The organism is Dechloromonas denitrificans (assembly GCF_020510665.1).
GTDB lineage: Bacteria > Pseudomonadota > Gammaproteobacteria > Burkholderiales > Rhodocyclaceae > Azonexus > Azonexus denitrificans_B.
The window spans coordinates 1,343,612-1,361,083 of sequence record NZ_CP075187.1 but is presented as its reverse complement, the minus strand read 5'-3'; the positions used below and the strand labels follow the sequence as shown (position 1 = coordinate 1,361,083).

Annotated in this window: 18 protein-coding genes; 12 read left to right on the top strand and 6 right to left on the bottom strand. The window is 60.1% G+C overall.

Annotated elements, in window-relative coordinates:
- The first annotated feature begins 2 nt into the window (after positions 1–2).
- Both asd and KI614_RS06345 read left to right on the top strand, forming a co-directional pair.
- Complete coding sequence (asd, locus tag KI614_RS06350; RefSeq protein WP_226408666.1) at positions 3–854, top strand: archaetidylserine decarboxylase; 852 nt, start codon at positions 3–5, stop codon at positions 852–854.
- Between the two features lie 7 nt (positions 855–861).
- On the top strand, positions 862–1,167 hold the full coding sequence (locus KI614_RS06345; protein ID WP_226408665.1) for a hypothetical protein: 306 nt from the start codon (positions 862–864) through the stop codon (positions 1,165–1,167).
- Here the strand turns inward: KI614_RS06345 and KI614_RS06340 are convergent.
- Both KI614_RS06340 and KI614_RS06335 read right to left on the bottom strand, forming a co-directional pair.
- A complete protein-coding gene (locus tag KI614_RS06340; RefSeq protein ID WP_226408664.1) occupies positions 1,164–2,399 on the bottom strand; it encodes a GGDEF domain-containing protein in 1,236 nt (411 codons plus the stop codon). The genes KI614_RS06345 and KI614_RS06340 overlap by 4 nt on opposite strands.
- A gap of 13 nt (positions 2,400–2,412) precedes the next feature.
- Entirely contained in the window at positions 2,413–3,516 is a 1,104-nt protein-coding gene (locus KI614_RS06335) for an ABC transporter substrate-binding protein (protein ID WP_226408663.1), read from the bottom strand.
- Positions 3,517–3,766: 250 nt separating this feature from the next.
- Between KI614_RS06335 and KI614_RS06330 the strand changes: the two genes are divergently transcribed.
- A complete protein-coding gene (locus KI614_RS06330; protein ID WP_226408662.1) occupies positions 3,767–4,147 on the top strand; it encodes a cupin domain-containing protein in 381 nt (126 codons plus the stop codon).
- A gap of 151 nt (positions 4,148–4,298) precedes the next feature.
- Here KI614_RS06330 and acnB read toward each other — a convergent pair whose 3' ends face one another.
- On the bottom strand, positions 4,299–6,887 hold the full coding sequence (gene acnB / locus KI614_RS06325; RefSeq protein ID WP_226408661.1) for a bifunctional aconitate hydratase 2/2-methylisocitrate dehydratase: 2,589 nt from the start codon (positions 6,885–6,887) through the stop codon (positions 4,299–4,301).
- A gap of 414 nt (positions 6,888–7,301) precedes the next feature.
- Here acnB and KI614_RS06320 point away from each other — a divergent pair, with 414 nt between their 5' ends.
- The 9 genes from KI614_RS06320 (at position 7,302) to KI614_RS06280 (ending at position 15,219) form a co-directional block, all read left to right on the top strand.
- On the top strand, positions 7,302–7,697 hold the full coding sequence (locus tag KI614_RS06320; protein ID WP_226408660.1) for an HPF/RaiA family ribosome-associated protein: 396 nt from the start codon (positions 7,302–7,304) through the stop codon (positions 7,695–7,697).
- 135 nt (positions 7,698–7,832) lie between these two features.
- Positions 7,833–8,468: a carbonate dehydratase gene (gene can, locus KI614_RS06315; RefSeq protein WP_226408659.1), complete on the top strand. Its 636-nt coding sequence runs from the start codon at positions 7,833–7,835 to the stop codon at positions 8,466–8,468.
- A 434-nt stretch (positions 8,469–8,902) separates the two neighbouring features.
- Positions 8,903–9,676: an ABC transporter substrate-binding protein gene (locus KI614_RS06310; protein WP_226408658.1), complete on the top strand. Its 774-nt coding sequence runs from the start codon at positions 8,903–8,905 to the stop codon at positions 9,674–9,676.
- Positions 9,677–9,689: 13 nt separating this feature from the next.
- Positions 9,690–10,448: an amino acid ABC transporter permease gene (locus KI614_RS06305; RefSeq protein WP_226408656.1), complete on the top strand. Its 759-nt coding sequence runs from the start codon at positions 9,690–9,692 to the stop codon at positions 10,446–10,448.
- Between the two features lie 36 nt (positions 10,449–10,484).
- Positions 10,485–11,216, top strand: a complete 732-nt coding sequence (locus KI614_RS06300; RefSeq protein ID WP_413464195.1) for an amino acid ABC transporter ATP-binding protein — start codon at positions 10,485–10,487, stop codon at positions 11,214–11,216.
- A gap of 52 nt (positions 11,217–11,268) precedes the next feature.
- On the top strand, positions 11,269–12,669 hold the full coding sequence (locus KI614_RS06295; RefSeq protein ID WP_226408652.1) for a DcaP family trimeric outer membrane transporter: 1,401 nt from the start codon (positions 11,269–11,271) through the stop codon (positions 12,667–12,669).
- A gap of 67 nt (positions 12,670–12,736) precedes the next feature.
- Positions 12,737–13,333, top strand: coding sequence for a MarC family protein (locus tag KI614_RS06290; RefSeq protein WP_226408651.1), 597 nt, complete (start codon positions 12,737–12,739; stop codon positions 13,331–13,333).
- A gap of 16 nt (positions 13,334–13,349) precedes the next feature.
- Positions 13,350–14,285, top strand: a complete 936-nt coding sequence (gene rocF / locus KI614_RS06285; RefSeq protein ID WP_226408650.1) for an arginase — start codon at positions 13,350–13,352, stop codon at positions 14,283–14,285.
- Between the two features lie 34 nt (positions 14,286–14,319).
- Positions 14,320–15,219 (top strand): DMT family transporter, encoded by a 900-nt coding sequence (locus KI614_RS06280; RefSeq protein ID WP_226408649.1) that lies wholly within the window; start codon positions 14,320–14,322, stop codon positions 15,217–15,219.
- A 36-nt stretch (positions 15,220–15,255) separates the two neighbouring features.
- On the opposite strand, the gene KI614_RS06275 is transcribed toward KI614_RS06280, so the two are convergent.
- From KI614_RS06275 to KI614_RS06265, 3 genes are all read right to left on the bottom strand, one after another.
- The gene (locus tag KI614_RS06275; protein WP_203469231.1) at positions 15,256–15,459 is read right to left on the bottom strand and encodes a tautomerase family protein; all 204 of its coding nucleotides are present in this window, start codon (positions 15,457–15,459) and stop codon (positions 15,256–15,258) included.
- A 309-nt stretch (positions 15,460–15,768) separates the two neighbouring features.
- Positions 15,769–15,942: a hypothetical protein gene (locus tag KI614_RS06270; RefSeq protein WP_226408648.1), complete on the bottom strand. Its 174-nt coding sequence runs from the start codon at positions 15,940–15,942 to the stop codon at positions 15,769–15,771.
- Positions 15,943–15,967: 25 nt separating this feature from the next.
- Positions 15,968–17,191 (bottom strand): porin, encoded by a 1,224-nt coding sequence (locus KI614_RS06265; protein WP_226408647.1) that lies wholly within the window; start codon positions 17,189–17,191, stop codon positions 15,968–15,970.
- Positions 17,192–17,472 lie beyond the last annotated feature (281 nt).

Here is a 17,472-nt window from a genome sequence, read left to right as displayed (position 1 = left end):
TCGTGTCCGATCGTCTCGCCGTACTGCCCCAATACCTGCTGCCCAAGCAGGCCCTGACTCTTCTGGCCGGAAAACTGGCCAGCACCGAAGCCGGCGCCATGACCACCGGCGTGATCAACTGGTTTGTTCGCCGCTATGGCGTCAACATGGCTGAAGCAGCCAATCCGGATACCGCCAGCTACAAGAGCTTCAACGAATTCTTTACCCGCCCGCTCAAGGCCGATGCCCGGCCGTTGGCCGAGGCAGATTTTCTCTGCCCGGTGGACGGAGCAATCAGCCAGTTCGGCCCGATCGAGCGCGACCAGATCTTTCAGGCCAAGGGGCACACTTATTCGACGACCGCCCTGGTCGGCGGCGACCGCGAACTGGCCGCACAATTTGAAAACGGCAGCTTTGCCACGCTCTATCTCAGCCCGCGCGACTATCACCGCATTCACATGCCGGTCGATGGCCGCCTGACGCGCATGATCCACGTTCCGGGGGCATTGTTCTCGGTCAATCCGACCACCGCCCGCGGTGTTCCTGGCCTGTTTGCCCGTAATGAACGCGTCGTCTGCGTCTTCGACTCAGCCGCCGGCCCGTTTGTGCTTACCCTTGTTGGCGCGACCATTGTCGGCAGCATGTCCACCGTCTGGCATGGCGTGGTCAATCCGCCCCGCCCCGGCGTCGTCCGCGAATGGCGCTACGATGAAAATACTGCGGTCAACCTGAAAAAAGGTGAAGAAATGGGCCGTTTCCTGCTCGGTTCGACGGTCGTCATGCTCTTCCCGAAGAATGCGCTCAACTTCAACCCGGCATGGGCGCCCGCCCGCCCCCTGCGCATGGGTGAGGCGATGGGCCACAAAGCGGGCTGATGCCAGCGTGGCCACAACGGAAAACGGCGTCGCCGGGCGACTGATTTCACGCTTGCTGGGGGTCGTGCTGCTCTGCGGCCTGATCGGGTATGCGCTGCACAATTCCCCGGCCCCGCTCCTTGCCTTCCTGGGCATTGCTTCGGCCCTGATCTCGATTCGTATCGGCCAACGTGGCGAACAACGCTACGGTCGACGCGTCCCGGTCACGGAAATGATTGCGCTCGGTCGGCAAGGGGATCGCGCCATGCTGGTTGGCGGCATTGCCGGCTTCCTGATGCTCGGCTTTTTCGCCGCCGCCTGGTTCGCCTTCTAGGGCGACGGCAAGGTCCGGTTACGTCCAGCCTGCTTGGCCACATAAAGCAGGCTATCCGCCTTTTGCAGCAGCACCTGAACCGAATCTCCCTCGCTATATTGGGCGACCCCGAAGCTGGCAGTGATATTCAGTGCCTTGTCATTGCAGAAAACCACTTCCTGCTCAATGGCCAGACGCAAGCGTTCTGCCGTTGAAACGGCTTCGTTAAGCCCGGTTTCGGCCAAAACGATGACAAATTCCTCGCCTCCGTAGCGAGCCACCCAATCGACATCGCTGCGCAACAAGCGCTGAAAAATGCCGGCCACGGCCTTCAGGACCTGATCGCCGGCCCAATGGCCGTGCAGGTCATTGACCTGCTTGAAATGGTCGATGTCGCAAAAAGCCACCGATAGCGGACGCTCGTAACGCTCGGCCCGCTCCAGTTCCTGCACGATGCGTTCATTGAACAGCCGGCGATTGAAGCAGCCGGTCAGCGAATCGACGCTCGACAGATGCTGGATCGACAGCATCGCCGTTTCGAGTTCCTGCGTGCGCTGGGCAACCAGTTCGTCGAGATTGGCAATATAGCCATTCACGCCATCCTGAAGCACCTTGAAACCATCGACCACCAGATCGATTTCATCCCTGACATGGCCATCGGGACGCTCCAGTTTGAGGGGCGTCGTCAATCTGTCCGGCGTCAGCGTCGCGACGAAACGTGCGATGTGACGCAAGGGATCGGCCAGTTCGCGCTTGAGAAAATAGACCACCAGGGTGCAGATCAGAAAAGTCAGGATGCCGTAGCCAAGGAGCGCGACGGCAACGTTGTAGAGCATTTCGCGATAGAAAGCCTGTGGATTTTCGTAGATATCCAGCCTGCCGAGATGCCCGGATGGGCGCCCGGGCGGTGGAATATCGAAACGCACGGCAGTCAGCTTGTCGGTCGGCGGCGACTCTCCGGCCGTAAATACCTGACCGGTTGAGACAGTCAGGGAAACAAAACCGATCTGGGGTTTTTCTGCGATGGCATCAAGCTGCCGCTGAACGATGTCGGGTTCGATATCCCAAATGCTGATCGACAGGAGCGGAATATTGGAGCGCCCGACATCCCTGACCTGCATTTCAAATTCGTTCTGAACGTGAAAACAGGAAAAAACTGCCTGAATGCTGCCGATCAGACAGGCGCAAAGCGTCGCCCAGCGCCAGATGGCGCGCATCAATGAAGTGGCAATCGGACGAAAATCGACGCTCACACGCTTTTCCCGGTCAACGCAGCAATTGCTCGAAATTGAAATCGTAGCGCTTCAGCGACGGGTTCAGGACCTTGCTGTAACGCTTGAAATCAATCCGTTCAAAATGCATGTCGCCATACCGCTCAAGAAACCGGTCAGCCAGGTGCGGCGTGAAGGAGGCGAACATCGACTGATCCAGCTCCAGACCTTCATCGGCAAAATCACGCCCGTGGTGATAGTCGTAAAGCATCACCAGCGACCATGCACCGGCAATAAAGTGCCCGCCGGACAAAGCCGCCAGCCGGCCCGACTTGAGCGCATCCATCGCCTCGTTCGACGTATTGATGGCGCTGAACCAGGCATCCTTGCCGGCTTTGCCGCCTCGGCTCTCCCAGGACTGCATCGCACCGAAGGCCATCAGATCGCTACCGGCCCAGACCAGCCGGGCATCCGGATAACGCTGGTATAACCAGCCCGCCTGCTCGGCCGCCTTGTCCTTCGACCAGGCGGCAAATACTTCCTGATCGAGCACGGCATCGGGCGCCTCGGCAATGGCCCGCCGCATCCCGGCGCTACGTCGATGCGAACTCGGTGTCGAACGGTCGCCGGCCAGCGCCAGCAGATGCAGCTTGCCATCCTTGCCATCCTTGCCTGCCGCACCGACCCGGCGCCCGGTTTCAATCAGTTTCTTGGCCGTCTGGTAACCCGCATCTTCGGCGTGAACCTCCAGCGACCCGAGCCAGCCTTTGAAGCGCGTGCGCGGTGGGCCAATGGCCAATCGGTCAGCCGGGTCTGAAAGACCGCTGTAAGCCATGAAGGTCTTGATTCCCGCTGCATCGAAAAGCCGCAATAACTCAGGCCCGGTCGCGTAATCGTTGCTGAAAACAACATAATCGGGGCGCTCCCCGGCGGGTCGGGCAATGATCTTCCGGGCGATTTCAAGCAATCGGGTGTGCTGGCGTTCGGCGTAATGAACTTCGAAACGAATGTCGAGGCTGTTCGCAGCCTGCGCCATCAAGCGCGCCGATGACAGCCAGAATGCCTCGTCTGCTTTTCCCGGATTAAGCAGTGCCACCGACATGGCCATGGCTGGCAAAGTCAATAAAAGCCCGACGAACAAAACCAGACGATGAAGCATTGTGCAATCAATTAAACATTAATTAACCAGTGTAACGCAGCTTGAACCACCTAACGGGAGAAGAAGCGCCGAAATGGGGCTTTTGCTGCGGTCGACCGCGAAAAACCGAAGAATCTCTGACCAGCCACCGAGCATCAAGTTCAAGCCTCTTTGAACAGGCAAGCTACGAACACCATGATTTACAGTACCATCATTTGCCTTGACTGCCCCGCCTCATCGCCGGGCAGCACCGACCACCCCTGGAGCCCGCATGGACAAGCACCTCAGCCGTTACGATGACGCCCAACCCTTTATCACCAAGGATGGTTCTGAAATACGCGAATTGATGCACCCGCAACGCCACGGCAATCAAGCGCAAAGCCTGGCTGAGGCCACGGTGTACAGCGGTCAGCGCACCCTGCTCCACCGCCACCACAACACGGAAGAGCTTTACCACGTCACCGCCGGCCAGGGCACGATGATTCTGGGCGACCAGCGCTTTGCAATCAGCGTTGGCGACACCATCCTGATCCCCCCCGGTACACCACACGCCCTGCACAACACCTGGCCGGTGCCGCTACGCATTCTGTGCTGCTGCTCTCCGGCATACGATGCCACCGATACAGAAATACTCGACGACCGACAAACCTGAATCAAAGCATGCTTCACGAGCTTGTCGTGAAGCATCCCAGCCAGACAAAAGCCCCCGCCGGTTTCCCGACGGGGGCTTTTCAATTTACTTCACCCCAAGGGGGCTTCCTTCGGGGCGCGGTCGACCGGCAAAACCGGCCGATTTTCGCAAATTACATCTCGACGGTCGCAGCGACTTCAACGAACTCCGGAATCTGGTCGAAATTCATGTAGCGATAGACTTCACCGGCCTTGGCGTTCACCAGCTTGATCTGCTCCATGTATTCCGCAACGGTAACGATGCGGCCGGCCAGGGCGCACATGGCGGCCAGTTCGGCGGAACCCAGATAAACCTGGGTATCGATACCGAGGCGGTTCGGGAAGTTGCGGGTGGAGGTGGAGATCGCGGTGGAGCCCTTGCGGATCTGTGCCTGGTTGCCCATGCACAGCGAGCAGCCCGGCATTTCCATGCGCGCGCCGGACTTGCCGAGGACGCCGTAGTAGCCTTCTTCAGTCAGGATCAGCGCATCCATCTTGGTCGGCGGAGCGATCCACAGACGGGTCGGGATGTCCGACTTGCCTTCAAGGACCTTGCCGGCAGCACGGAAGTGGCCGATGTTGGTCATGCAGGAACCGATGAAGACTTCGTCGATCTTGGCGCCGGCGACTTCGGAGAGGATCTTGACATCGTCCGGATCGTTCGGGCAGGCAAGGATCGGCTCGGTGACTTCGGCCAGGTCGATTTCGATGACCGCGGCGTACTGGGCGTTGGCGTCAGCCTTGAGCAGTTCGCCGTTGGCGATCCAGTCTTCCATGGCGTTGATGCGGCGCTTCAGGGTGCGGGCATCGGCGTAGCCTTCGGCGATCATCCACTTCATCAGGGTGATGTTCGAACGCATGTACTCGACCATCGGTTCCTTGTTCAGGGCGACGGCACAGGCAGCAGCGGAACGCTCGGCGGCAGCGTCGGACAGCTCGAAAGCCTGTTCGACCTTGAGGTTCGGCAGACCTTCGATTTCCAGGATGCGGCCGGAGAAGACGTTGATCTTGCCCTTCTTTTCGACGGTCAGCAGGCCGGCCTTGATGGCGTACAGCGGAATGGCGTTGACCAGGTCACGCAGCGTGATGCCCGGTTGCATTTCACCCTTGAAGCGGACCAGCACGGATTCCGGCATGTCGAGCGGCATGACGCCGGTGGCGGCGGCAAAGGCGACCAGACCGGAACCGGCCGGGAAGGAGATGCCGATCGGGAAACGGGTGTGCGAGTCACCGCCGGTGCCGACGGTATCCGGCAGCAGCAGGCGGTTCAGCCAGGAGTGGATGACGCCGTCGCCCGGCCGCAGCGCAACGCCGCCACGGGTCGAGATGAAGGACGGCAGTTCGCGGTGCATGCGGACGTCGACCAGCTTCGGATAGGCGGCGGTGTGGCAGAAGGACTGCATCACCAGGTCGGCGGAGAAGCCGAGGCAGGCCAGATCCTTCAGTTCGTCGCGGGTCATCGGGCCGGTGGTGTCTTGCGAACCGACGGTGGTCATCTTCGGCTCGCAGTAGGTGCCCGGCAGGATGCCGGTCACGCCGCAGGCCTTGCCGACCATCTTCTGGGCCAGCGAGTAGCCCTTGCCGTCGTCGGCCGGGTTTTGCGGCAGGCGGAACAGCGTCGATTGCGGCAGGCCGAGGAATTCGCGGGCCTTGGTGGTCAGGCCACGACCGATGATCAGGGGGATACGGCCGCCAGCGCGGACTTCGTCAAGGATGACGAGAGTCTTCAGTTGCGATTCGGCAATGGTGGCACCGTTCTTGGTGGCAACAACTTTGCCGGTAGCTTGATCGACGGTCAGTTCAATCTCGTCGCCCATGTCCATCTGGTCAGCCGCGATTTCGATCGGCAGCGCGCCGGCATCTTCCATCGTGTTGAAGAAGATCGGAGCGATCTTGGAGCCGAGGCAGACGCCGCCGAAGCGCTTGTTCGGCACGAAGGGGATGTCTTCGCCGGTGAACCACAGCACCGAGTTGGTGGCGGACTTGCGGGAAGAACCGGTACCGACCACGTCACCGACGTAGGCGATCAGGTTGCCCTTGGCAGCCAGCTTTTCGAGTTGCTTGATCGGGCCGCGCGAGCCCGGCTCGTCGGCTTCGATACCCGGACGCGGGTTCTTCAGCATGGCCAAAGCGTGCAGCGGGATGTCAGGACGCGACCAGGCATCCGGCGCCGGCGACAGGTCGTCGGTGTTGGTTTCGCCGGTGACCTTGAAAACGGTCAGCTTCTGCGAAGCCGGCACGGCCGGGCGGGAGGTGAACCACTCGCCGTCGGCCCACGACTGCATGACAGCCTTGGCGTTGGCATTGCCAGCCTTGGCCAGTTCGGCGACATCGTGGAAGAAATCGAACACCAACAGGGTCTTCTTCAGGCCTTCGGCGGCAACCGCACCGCAGGTGCCGCAGCCAAGCAGGTCGATCAGCGGCTTGACGTTGTAACCGCCGAGCATGGTGCCGAGCAGTTCGGTGGCTTTTTCCTTGGAGATCAGGGCACAGGCTTCTTCGCCCTTGGCAACCTTGGCCAGGAATTCGGCCTTGACCTTGGCGGCGTCATCCACACCGGCCGGAACGCGGTAGGTGATCAGCTCGACCAGAGCGGCTTCTTCGCCCTTCGGCGGATTCTTCAGCAGGCCGACCAGTTCGGTGGTCTGTTGCTTGGACAGGGGCAGCGGCGGGATACCGAGGGCTGCACGCTCTGCTACGTGGGCGCGATAGGCTTCAAGCACGGCGACTTCCTTTCGTAAAGGGTTGCTCTGGGAAAACGAATATTCTACGACAATGGCGGCGGCCCGATGGTTCGGTTTACTGCAACCCCAAGCCGGCTCGCAAGTCTTATATATTATATATTAACCATTCACGTTTTGCTAAGCGCGAAAGCGCCAAACGGTGCATTCAGGACGTGCAGCGCCCAAAAATCAGGCAGCGGCCCAAAACTGTTGTCAACTCAATGAGTTGATCGATCTGCCCAGTGCTTATCCACAGACTTACCCCGTCAAACCGGGGATAAGCACCGGGACGCATCCTCTACTGGCAAAAAATATTTCGAGAATAACGGAACATTGCTCATGTAAATCCGTCTATTTCGGAACATTGACCTGCTTTAGGATGAACTTCGTCCCAACCCGAAAAGGAAGCACATCATGCAAATCGATATTCGAGCCAAAGGTTTTGAGCTTTCTCCGGCCCTGCGCGAGCATGCCGAACGCCGCCTGGGTTTTGCCCTGAGCTGGGCGGTCTACGATGTTCGCAAGGTAGCCGTCCGGCTTTATGACATCAACGGTCCACGCGGCGGCGAAGACAAATGCTGCCGCATCCAGATCGCCTTGCCCGGCACCAGCGATGTGGTCATCGAGGATACCGAAACCGATCTTTATATGGCGATCAATCGTGCGGTCGACCGCGCCGAACGCTCGCTGGCCCGCCGCCTGGAGCGCCAGCGCGAGCACCGCCATGTACGCCAACCGGTTGTCGAAATCACCGACGATCCTTCGGCCGAAGAGTTTCAGCAGCGTGCAGACGCAGGCGTGTTTCATTGATGCGCCCTCCCCAACATCCCGCCAGGCGCAGTGCAGGCCATGCTGCGGTCAACGAACAAAATTCCACCAAATTCATCGCCCTCATGTCCCTCGGCCTGCTCATCGCGGCCTTGGCCACGCTGCTTTAAGACAACCATGAAATATCTGCCCGAACTTTTCGAACAAAACCAGCGATGGTCACTCCGCCAACTTCAGGATGATCCTGAATATTTCCAGCGACTCGCCGCACAACAAGCGCCGAAATACCTGTGGATCGGCTGCTCCGACAGCCGCGTTCCGGCCAACCAGATCACCGGCCTGAATCCCGGGGAGGTTTTCGTTCATCGCAACATCGCCAATGTGATCGTACATACCGACCTGAACAGTCTGTCCGTCGTGCATTACGCCATCCAGGTGCTGCGCGTCGAACACGTGATCGTTTGCGGCCACTACGGCTGCGGCGGCGTCAAGGCTGCACTGGATGGTCAAAGCAACGGCATGATCGACAACTGGCTGCGCCATATCGAAGACGTGATCGAACGCCACAGTGCGGCGCTGGAAAAACTGCCCGATCCCACCGCAAAATGGCGACGGCTGTGCGAACTCAATGTGATCGAACAAGTCCGCAACCTGGCCCGCTCCACCCCGGTGATCGAAGCCTGGAAGTCAAACCAGGAACTGATGCTGCACGGCTGGATCTATGGCCTGGACAACGGCCGCCTGCTCGATCTGAAAACCAGCGCACGCAACCGCCAGGAACTCGACCAGGCCTACGCTGCGGCAATCGGCTAAGCCCCGGCAAAGTCTGAAGAAGGCTGCGAACACAGGCTGCACGAATTTGGCAAGGATGCAGCCTGCTGTTCATTTTTTAAGCAGTCGATCAAAAATCCAGCTGCTTCAAGCATCTAGGCAACTTACCCAGCGCTTATCCACAGACTTACCCGACCGAAACGGGGATAAATTCTGTTTATCCAGAATTCACGACAAAATTTGCTGAAAACGCAACGCCGGAACTACGGGTAAACCACTAGTTCTTGATCTGCGAACTGGTTGCTCATTGGTGCAGCGCGTAGAATCGCGCCCCTTTATCGAAGCCCAAGATGCACACGGCGACGATACCGTGCTCACAGCACGGAACCAAAAATCCAACGAGCCGCCGAATGCATCAGCCTGCCGCAAGGCAAGCCGAAGATATTCCGGCCACAGTCCAAAACTCTGGAGGAATCATGCGCTTCACCGCCAAATTCGTCGCCGCCCTGCTGCCGCTTGCTTTTGCAATGACCACCGGCACTGCCCAGGCACGCGACTGGAACACGATCAAGGCCGCAGGTACGGTTATTGCCGTCACCGAAGGCTCTTTTTTCCCGTTCAACTATTTCGAAGGCTCCAAACTGACCGGTTTTGAGGTCGAAGTCGCCGAAGCCGTCGTCAAGAAACTCGGCCTGAACATCGAGTGGCGCGTCGTGCCCTTCGACGCCCAGGTCGCCTCGATTCGCCAGGACCGTTTCGACTTTGCCATCGCCTCGCACGGCTATACCGAAGAGCGCGCCAAGTCGGTCGACTTCACCAACCCGCACTACTGCACCGGCGGCCAGATTGCCGCGCCGAAAGATGGCGCCCTGACAATGGCCGCACTGAACGGCCGTACGGTCGGTGCACAACTGGCCACCAGCTACTACGAAAGCGCCAAGAAAATTCCCGGCCTGAAAGAACTGAAAACCTACAAGGCTGACCCGGAAGTCTTTTCGGCCCTGAAGGCCAAGAAGATCGACGCCTGGATTTCCGACAAGTGGCTGATCAAGGCCACCCTCGACAAGAACCCGGATGCCGGCATCGTTGCAGGCGAGCAGGTGTTCGTCGAACGCGTCTCGGCGATCATGCGCAAAAACAATAAGGAACTGATGGAACAGTTCAACCGCGGCCTGGCCGAAGTGGTCAAGGATGGCACCTACGCCAGCCTCAGCCAGAAATACTTCAAGACCGACGTCTCCTGCCGCTAAGCGCTGAGCCAACATGAACTGGACCAAGCAACATCCGGCCTGGGCGATGTTCGCCGCGATGATCGGCCTGCTCGTTTTTCTTTGGGGCATGGCCATTCCGCTGTCGGCCGCTCCCGAGCCGATCGGCCCGGCGGCCCAGCAATTTGCCGAAGGCGCCCGGATCACCGTGCTGCTGACGCTGATCTCCGGCACCGTCGGAATCATCCTCGGCGTGCTGGCCGGCCTCGGCAAGCTATCGTCGATTGCCGTCATCCGCTGGATCTGTGAAACCTATGTCTGGCTGATTCGCGGCACGCCGCTGCTTCTGCAGATTCTGTTCATCTGGCTGGTGTCGCCGCAAATCCTGCCGGATTCGATCCAGCTGTCGGACTTTGCCTGCGCCGTCGTCGCGCTGTCACTGAACATCGGGGCGTACAACACCGAATGCGTCCGTGCCGGCATCCTGGCCGTTCCTCAGGGGCAAATCGAAGCGGCCCGGGCGCTGGGCCTGTCGCCGATGCAGACTTTCATGGATATCACGCTGCCGCAAAGCATGCGTGTCGCCTTGCCGGCGCTGGCCAACAACCTGGCTTCGCTGGTCAAGGACTCATCGCTCGCCTACGCCATCAGCGTGGTCGAACTGACCATGATCGGCTATCGCGTCCAGGCTGAAAGCTATCAGCCGATACCGGTCTTCCTGACCATTGCCGTGATCTATCTAATCCTGACCACCGCCTTCACGACGCTGACTTCTGCCCTGGAAGCCCAGCTCGACGTTGGCCGCAAACGCTGAGGAGGCCGCATGACCACAACTCAAAATGCCCGCCCGATCATCGTTGCCCGCAACATCGACAAGCACTTCGGTTCTTTCCATGCGCTCAAGAATGTGTCGGCCAGTTTCAGCGAAGGCCAGGTAACCGCGATCATCGGCCCGTCCGGTTCGGGAAAATCAACTTTCCTGCGCACGCTCAACCGGCTCGAAGCCCACGACAGCGGCAGCATCCAGATCGACGGCATCGAACTGAACGACGACCTGAAGAATCTCGACGCCATTCGCCGTGAAGTCGGCATGGTCTTCCAGAGCTTCAACCTGTTCTCGCACCTCTCCATCCTGCGCAATGTCGCGCTGGCCCCGATGCGGGTCCGCAAGATGTCGCGCCCGGATGCGGAAGCCAAGGCCCTGGCCTTGCTTGAACGGGTCGGCCTGAAAGAGCACGCCCACAAATATCCGGTGCAACTGTCCGGCGGCCAGCAGCAGCGCGTCGCCATCGCCCGTGCGCTGGCCATGGACCCCAAGGTACTTTTGTTTGATGAGCCGACCTCGGCCCTCGATCCGGAAATGGTCAACGAAGTGCTCGCCGTCATGCGCGAACTGGCCCACACCGGCATCACCATGCTCGTCGTCACGCACGAAATGGGCTTTGCCCGCGAGGTCGCCGACCGCGTGATCTTTTTCGATCACGGGACGATTCTCGAAGATTCGACGCCGGAAGCATTTTTCACCCATCCCGATCACGAGCGCGCCAAGGCTTTCCTGACCCAGGTTCGCCACGGCTTCTGATCGCGCGGCGGCCCACGCGCCGCCCATTTTCATGATTATTTAGAGGTAGACCATGCAACTCAAACCTATCGCCCTGGCGCTGATCGCTTTCGGCGCCGCCGGCTTGGCCCAGGCTAACGACAACAGCCGCATCGCCCAGCTCGAAGCCCAGCTCAAGGCCATGCAGGCACAGATCGAAGAGCTGAAGAAAGTCCAGAAGGAAGAAATCACCCAGCTGCAGGATCAAGTCACCGCCCAAGGCAAGGAAGCCGTCGTCATCGGCGATTTGCCGAATTCCTACCGCCTGGCCAACTCCGATGTCTCGATCCGTCTCTACGGCATCGCCGAAGCCAATCTGGTGCACGAAACACGCGGCAGCAACGCCGACAGCGACTACTCGACCTTCATGCCCTACGCCCCGCTCAACGGCAGCAATGAAGCCAATCGCCGCGGCCAGACCTATATGCACGCCCGCACCTCGCGCCTCGGTGTCGAAGCCGCCATGCCGACCTCCTACGGCCAGTTGACCGCGAAAATCGAGGGTGACTTCAATAACGACCCGCGTACCGGCAATTCCGCGGTCTACGGCACGCTGAACAACATTTACACGCAACAGGCGACCAACAGCTACAACTTCCGCCTGCGCCACGCCTACGTTCAGGTCGGCTCCTGGCTGGTCGGCCAGACCTGGTCGAGCTTCATGGACGTTGATGCAACACCGGAAGTGGTCGACTTCAACGGCCCGATCGGCTCGACCTTCATTCGTCAGCCGCAAGTCCGCTACACCTACGTGACGCCGAACTACGGCAATTTCACCGCCGCAATCGAAAACTCGGTCAGCTACGTTCTGGAAAAGAAGGCCGGCGAAGACCCGGCTGCCACCAAGAACGGCTTCTCGCGCACGCCCGACCTGATTCTCCGCTGGGACAAGCCCTTCACCTGGGGCACGCTCAGCCTGCGCGGCGTAACGCATGAACACCGGATTGACAACGGCGACAGCATCGACGCCTCGCGTCGCGGCTACGGCCTGGCGGCCAGCGGCACCTACAAGCCGACCGGCGACGACACCCTGAGCTTCATCGCAACCGGTGGCGAAGGCATTGGCCGCTACTTCAACTACATTGAAGGTGCCGCCTACAACGCGAGCAACAACTCGATCGCGATAGAACGCGCCGCCGGCCTGGTGCTCGGCTACCAGCACAAGTTCAGCGATACGCTGCGCATGAACTTGGCCTATGGCACGCAACGCAACTTCAACAACGCCTACACCGACCTGGCACTGGCCCAGGGCTTTGGCGGCGGTCGTTTCGGGGTGAATCGCCGCGTCTCGCAACTGCACGTCGGCGGCATCTGGAACCCGATCAAGTTTGTTGATATCGGCGCCGAATGGATCTATGGTCAGCGTGAAACGCTGATCGGCGAGAAGGGCGAAATGTCCCGTCTCAACCTGATGGCCCGCTACAACTTCAACTAAGCCTCACTATTTTCCCGGGGCCGGCAGCACTGGTCCCGGGCCAGAGGCCAGCCCCGCAGAGAAACTCATGAATCAGGAACTGTTTTCCTCCGTTTTCATTCTGCTGCTGGTCCTTGACCCGCTCGGTAACGTGCCCTTCGTGCTGTCGCTACTGCGCGAACTGCCCACGGCCCGCAAACGACAGATCATCCTGCGCGAATGCGCCATCGCCACCGGCGTGCTGATCGCCTTTCTCTTCGTCGGTGACTGGCTGCTGGCCGCCATGCGCCTGTCCGATCCGGCGCTTGAAATATCGGGCGGACTGATTCTCTTCCTGATCGCCCTGCGCATGGTCTTTCCGGCCGCCGGCCACCATGCCGCCGAAGCCGAACCGCGCAGCGAACCGTTCATCGTGCCGCTCGCCGTGCCGATGATCGCCGGCCCCTCAGCACTGGCCATGGTGCTGCTGGCTTCCCGCCAATCCGGTGAAACGCTGCCCTGGATGACCGCCGTGCTGCTCGCTTCCGCCGCCAACACCGTCATCTTGCTGATGTCGGACCCGCTGGCCCGTCTCTTCGGACGTTCCGGCATGGCGGCGATGGAACGCCTGATGGGTCTGGTACTGACAACGATGGCCGTCCAAATGCTGATTTCCGGCATCAAGGTGGCCTTTGGCAACCCATGAAAAGGGCGCTACAACAATGATCAAAACCAATACCCGTCTGCACGTCAGCCTGATCGGCGCCCCCACCGATGTCGGCGCAGGCACGCGTGGCGGCAGCATGGGGCCGGAAGCCCTGCGCGTCGCCGGCATTGCCTCCGCCCTGAGCGCCTTCGGCGTCGATGTCCGCGACTGCGGCGATCTGGTTGGCCCGCCCAACCCCGGCTTGCCGGCGGTTAACGGCTTGCGCCACCTGCCGGAAGTCATTACCTGGAACACCCTGCTGCACGATGCCGTGTATGCCGAACTGTGCGCCGGGCGCTTGCCCATCATGCTGGGCGGCGATCACTGCCTGGCCATCGGCTCGATCAGCGCCGTCGCCCGCCATTGCCGCGAACAGGGACGCAAGCTGCGCGTCCTCTGGTTCGACGCACACGCCGACCTGAACAGCGCAACGCTGACGCCTTCGGGCAACATCCATGGCATGCCGGTCGCCTGCCTGTGCGGCCATGGCCCGCGAGAACTCAACGAAATCGGCGGCCATGTACCGGCGCTTGACGCGGTCGACATCCGCCAGATCGGCATTCGCAGCGTCGACGAAGGTGAAAAACAATTCCTTCGCCAGCTCGGGATCGAAGTCTTCGATATGCGCTATGTCGACGAGCACGGCATGCGCGCCGTGATGGAAAAGGCGCTGGCCGGCATCGATGCCGAGACGCATCTGCACATCAGCCTCGACGTCGATTTCCTCGACCCCGACATCGCCCCCGGCGTCGGCACGACAGTCCGTGGCGGCCCGACCTATCGCGAAGCCCAGTTGTGCATGGAAATGATCGCCGACAGCGGCCGTCTGGCTTCGCTCGACATTGTCGAACTCAACCCGGCACTCGATCACCGCAACCAGACCGCCGAACTTGCGGTCGACCTGATTGAAAGCCTGTTTGGCAAAAGCACGCTTTGCCGCATTCACCGCTAGACCCCGGCGGCATCAAACACTATTCAAAGAAAAAATGACGAGAACACGCGCCAACCTGACTCTTTTGCTGGTCGCCCTGATTTGGGGCACCACCTTTGTCGCCCAGCAACTGGTCATGAAAGACCTCGGCCCCTTCATCTACACCGGCTCGCGCTTCCTGCTCGGCGCTTTGATCATCGTCCCCATGGCGCTACGCGAATACGCCCGCCTGAGCGACCGCGGCGTCCGCATCAAAGCCGCCGACCTGCTCGCCTGGTGCGGCCTCGGTGGCCTGCTGTTCGGCGGCATCATCCTGCAACAGATCGGCCTCGGCGCAACCACCGTGACCAACGCCGGCTTTCTGACCGCGCTCTACATGCCGCTCGTCCCGGTACTTTCCTGGCTGATGCTCCGCCAGCGCCCGCATTTCTCGGTCTGGGCCGCCGTCATCGGCAGCCTGGTCGGTACGCTCCTGCTCAGCGGCGGCGAACTATCCGCCCTGGCTGAAGGCGATTACTGGGTGATCGGCAGCACCGCTTTCTGGGCCCTGCACGTCTTGTTTGTCGGACGCATCGCCGCCGACAAAGGCACGCCGATTCTCGTCGCCCTCACCCAGTTTCTCGTCTGCGGCGTGGTTTCGACCCTCTGGGGCGGGTTGACCGAGACAATCGACGCCAGCAACCTGTGGGCCGGTCTCCCGGCCATTCTCTATGGCGGCATTCTCTCGGTCGGCGTCGGCTTCACGCTGCAAGTCGTCGCCCAGCGCCACACCCAGGCCGCCGACGCCGCCGTCCTGCTCTCGGCCGAAACCCTGTTCGCCGGTCTGGCCGGCGCGTTGATTCTCGACGAACGCCTCACCGCCATCCAGTTCACCGGCTGCGCCCTGATCTTCATCAGCATCCTGGCCGTACAACTCCTGCCGATGTGGCTGCAAACCCGGCCTGAAACGAACTGAGCGGCTGCCAGGTTCGTCGCCAGGCAGGCCGCAGGGTCAGCTTCCCCGACTGCGGCGAACCGTCACGCTTTCGCCTCCGATCCCCCAGTTGTCGGTCTCCACTTCATCGATCACGACAACGGTGGTTTGCGGGTTCTTGCCCAGCACATCGCGCAACAACGCGGTGACACCGCTGATCAGCTCGGCTTTTTGCTCGGGCGTGGCCCCTTCGCGGGTAATCTTGATATTGACGTAAGGCATGATCGGCTTCTCCTGAATGGCTTGCCAGCTTAGCCAAGCATTGCAGCGCCGTAAATTGGATTAATTCGATCAATCGCATCTCGAAACGAGAACAAAAGCCCCTTGACAGGGCTTGCCGAATCGCCAGAAACGGCCTTGGCACAAGCGAACCAACGAAATCGCCCATTTTTTAGGCAAAGTGATTTTCATCAATTGCAACAAGCGCTTGGCGCATTCATCCCGAGCTTATCCACAGACTTACCCAAACAAAACGGGGATAAAGAACACTTATCCCCGTTTTTCCTATCAAGCGCCAAAAACGGCGCCAATCTAACGTTGAGCCGTCGCCATGCGGCTCACGACCGGCGCCTGCGACGCCTCGTTTTCCGCTGGAAAAACGTCAGGAATCAGGCAAAAAGCCAGCACCATGACCACCCAGCGCGCCATCACGGCGAGGAACGGCCCTCCGGCCGATACCTCCCACGACTCATTGAACACCATCAACGCCTCTCGGAGAGCTGTCGGTTGATCAGAAGAAAATCAGGCCGCCAAACGACAAGGTGCGATTCTTGTTATCGAAATTGGTATCCGACACATTGGTCACCTTTTCCTCGTTGACCTCACCGACCAGCGTGATGAACTTGTTCAGCGAGTGATAGACGCCCAGCGTGTAAGCCCGGTTCTTGATGCTGTTGAGCGGGCTGGTGCCGGTCAGCGCAAAACCGTCCTTGTCCTTGTTTTCACCGTAGTTCAGACCCACCTTGGTATCGCCGAACTTGTAGGTACCCTGCAGGAAATAGCCGTCCGACTCAGTCTTGTTGCCGCGATTGTTGCTGCCGCCGTAAAACTGCGCGCCGACCGTGGACAAGCCCAGACCGCTGCCGGTAAACGCGTAAGCCACCGCCTCGAAATTGCCGTAGCCGGCCTTGGCGCCAACTTCAAAACCATTCGCCGTATAGGAACTGGTCGCGCAAGGGCTGACCGCGCAGCTGGTCGTCTGGCTGACCGCGCCGGTCCATACCTTGGCGCTGGCTGCATCACGCTTCCAGTCATAGGTGGCAACGCCCTGGAAACCCGGCGCCTTGGTTTCGTCGCCGGCAAACTTGCTCGGCTGGAAGATACCGACCGAGGCCTGGAACCCACCGACATTCGGCGTCGTGTAAGTGATCTGCGGCTGGAAGCCGGTGTACATGTAACCGTGGCCGATCATGCCGAAGGTGGTGTTGTACGGAATGCCGGCATTGCTCGTGCCGCCGACGCCCAGCAGCGTCATGTCGGAAAGGATGATGTCGCGGCCGAACAAACCGATGTCGCGGCCAAACTTCAGCGAACCCCAGCTATTGTTGCCAAACTGGAAATACACATTGCGCGTATCGATCTGGCTGTAAGGATTGGTCGTCCCTGCTCCGCCAGCGTTATTGCCGATCGGCAAACCCACCGTCTGCGAGTTGTTGTTGATGCCCGGCGCAAAGCTGAAATGCGCCTTGATGTCCTGGCCGTTGGCCTGCGTCGTCGCCACAAAGTTGATCCAGCCCGGCAACAAGCCGTTGGTCAGCGCGCTGTTGGTCGTCGTCGTTGCTGCACCGGTCGAACGGTTGATCGTCTTGGCTTCACGATTGACGTAGAAACCGTTGATCGTGCCATTAATATCAAGCGTCACATCGTTGTGCGTAAAACTGACCGCCTGGCTGCCGGTACTGGCGCAAGCCAGCAAAGCCAGAGCGAGCGGACGAATGGACATGGATTTGTGCATGGAATGTCTCCGTATATTTTGATTTTGATGAACCGTTCGATCGGCAAAAAGCCGACCCTCTGCCCCATGCCATCGCGCAGATGACTTGGTGCCGGAGATACCGCGAAGCCCATGCCAGCCCCGCTAAAATCAGCCAAATTTCGCGGTCGACCGCGACGTGACGGGCGTTTCAGAAGATTGAGCAGCTGCTGCAACAAGGCAAGCAGCCCGCAAAAACCCGTTCAATTTCCGGACAGCTGTTGCTCGCCTGAGCCGAAATGCAACAGGCTGAAACAGGTGAA

What these genes read in the sequence shown, in the direction of transcription:
- rocF (WP_226408650.1), top strand. Translation starts at nt 13,350, where the DNA reads ATGATCAAAACCAATACCCGTCTGCACGTCAGCCTGATCGGCGCCCCC.
- can (WP_226408659.1), top strand. Translation starts at nt 7,833, where the DNA reads ATGAAATATCTGCCCGAACTTTTCGAACAAAACCAGCGATGGTCACTC.
- KI614_RS06330 (WP_226408662.1), top strand. Translation starts at nt 3,767, where the DNA reads ATGGACAAGCACCTCAGCCGTTACGATGACGCCCAACCCTTTATCACC.
- KI614_RS06310 (WP_226408658.1), top strand. Translation starts at nt 8,903, where the DNA reads ATGCGCTTCACCGCCAAATTCGTCGCCGCCCTGCTGCCGCTTGCTTTT.
- KI614_RS06305 (WP_226408656.1), top strand. Translation starts at nt 9,690, where the DNA reads ATGAACTGGACCAAGCAACATCCGGCCTGGGCGATGTTCGCCGCGATG.
- KI614_RS06290 (WP_226408651.1), top strand. Translation starts at nt 12,737, where the DNA reads ATGAATCAGGAACTGTTTTCCTCCGTTTTCATTCTGCTGCTGGTCCTT.
- KI614_RS06320 (WP_226408660.1), top strand. Translation starts at nt 7,302, where the DNA reads ATGCAAATCGATATTCGAGCCAAAGGTTTTGAGCTTTCTCCGGCCCTG.
- KI614_RS06280 (WP_226408649.1), top strand. Translation starts at nt 14,320, where the DNA reads ATGACGAGAACACGCGCCAACCTGACTCTTTTGCTGGTCGCCCTGATT.
- KI614_RS06265 (WP_226408647.1), bottom strand. Translation starts at nt 17,191, where the DNA reads ATGCACAAATCCATGTCCATTCGTCCGCTCGCTCTGGCTTTGCTGGCT.
- KI614_RS06335 (WP_226408663.1), bottom strand. Translation starts at nt 3,516, where the DNA reads ATGCTTCATCGTCTGGTTTTGTTCGTCGGGCTTTTATTGACTTTGCCA.
- KI614_RS06275 (WP_203469231.1), bottom strand. Translation starts at nt 15,459, where the DNA reads ATGCCTTACGTCAATATCAAGATTACCCGCGAAGGGGCCACGCCCGAG.
- KI614_RS06295 (WP_226408652.1), top strand. Translation starts at nt 11,269, where the DNA reads ATGCAACTCAAACCTATCGCCCTGGCGCTGATCGCTTTCGGCGCCGCC.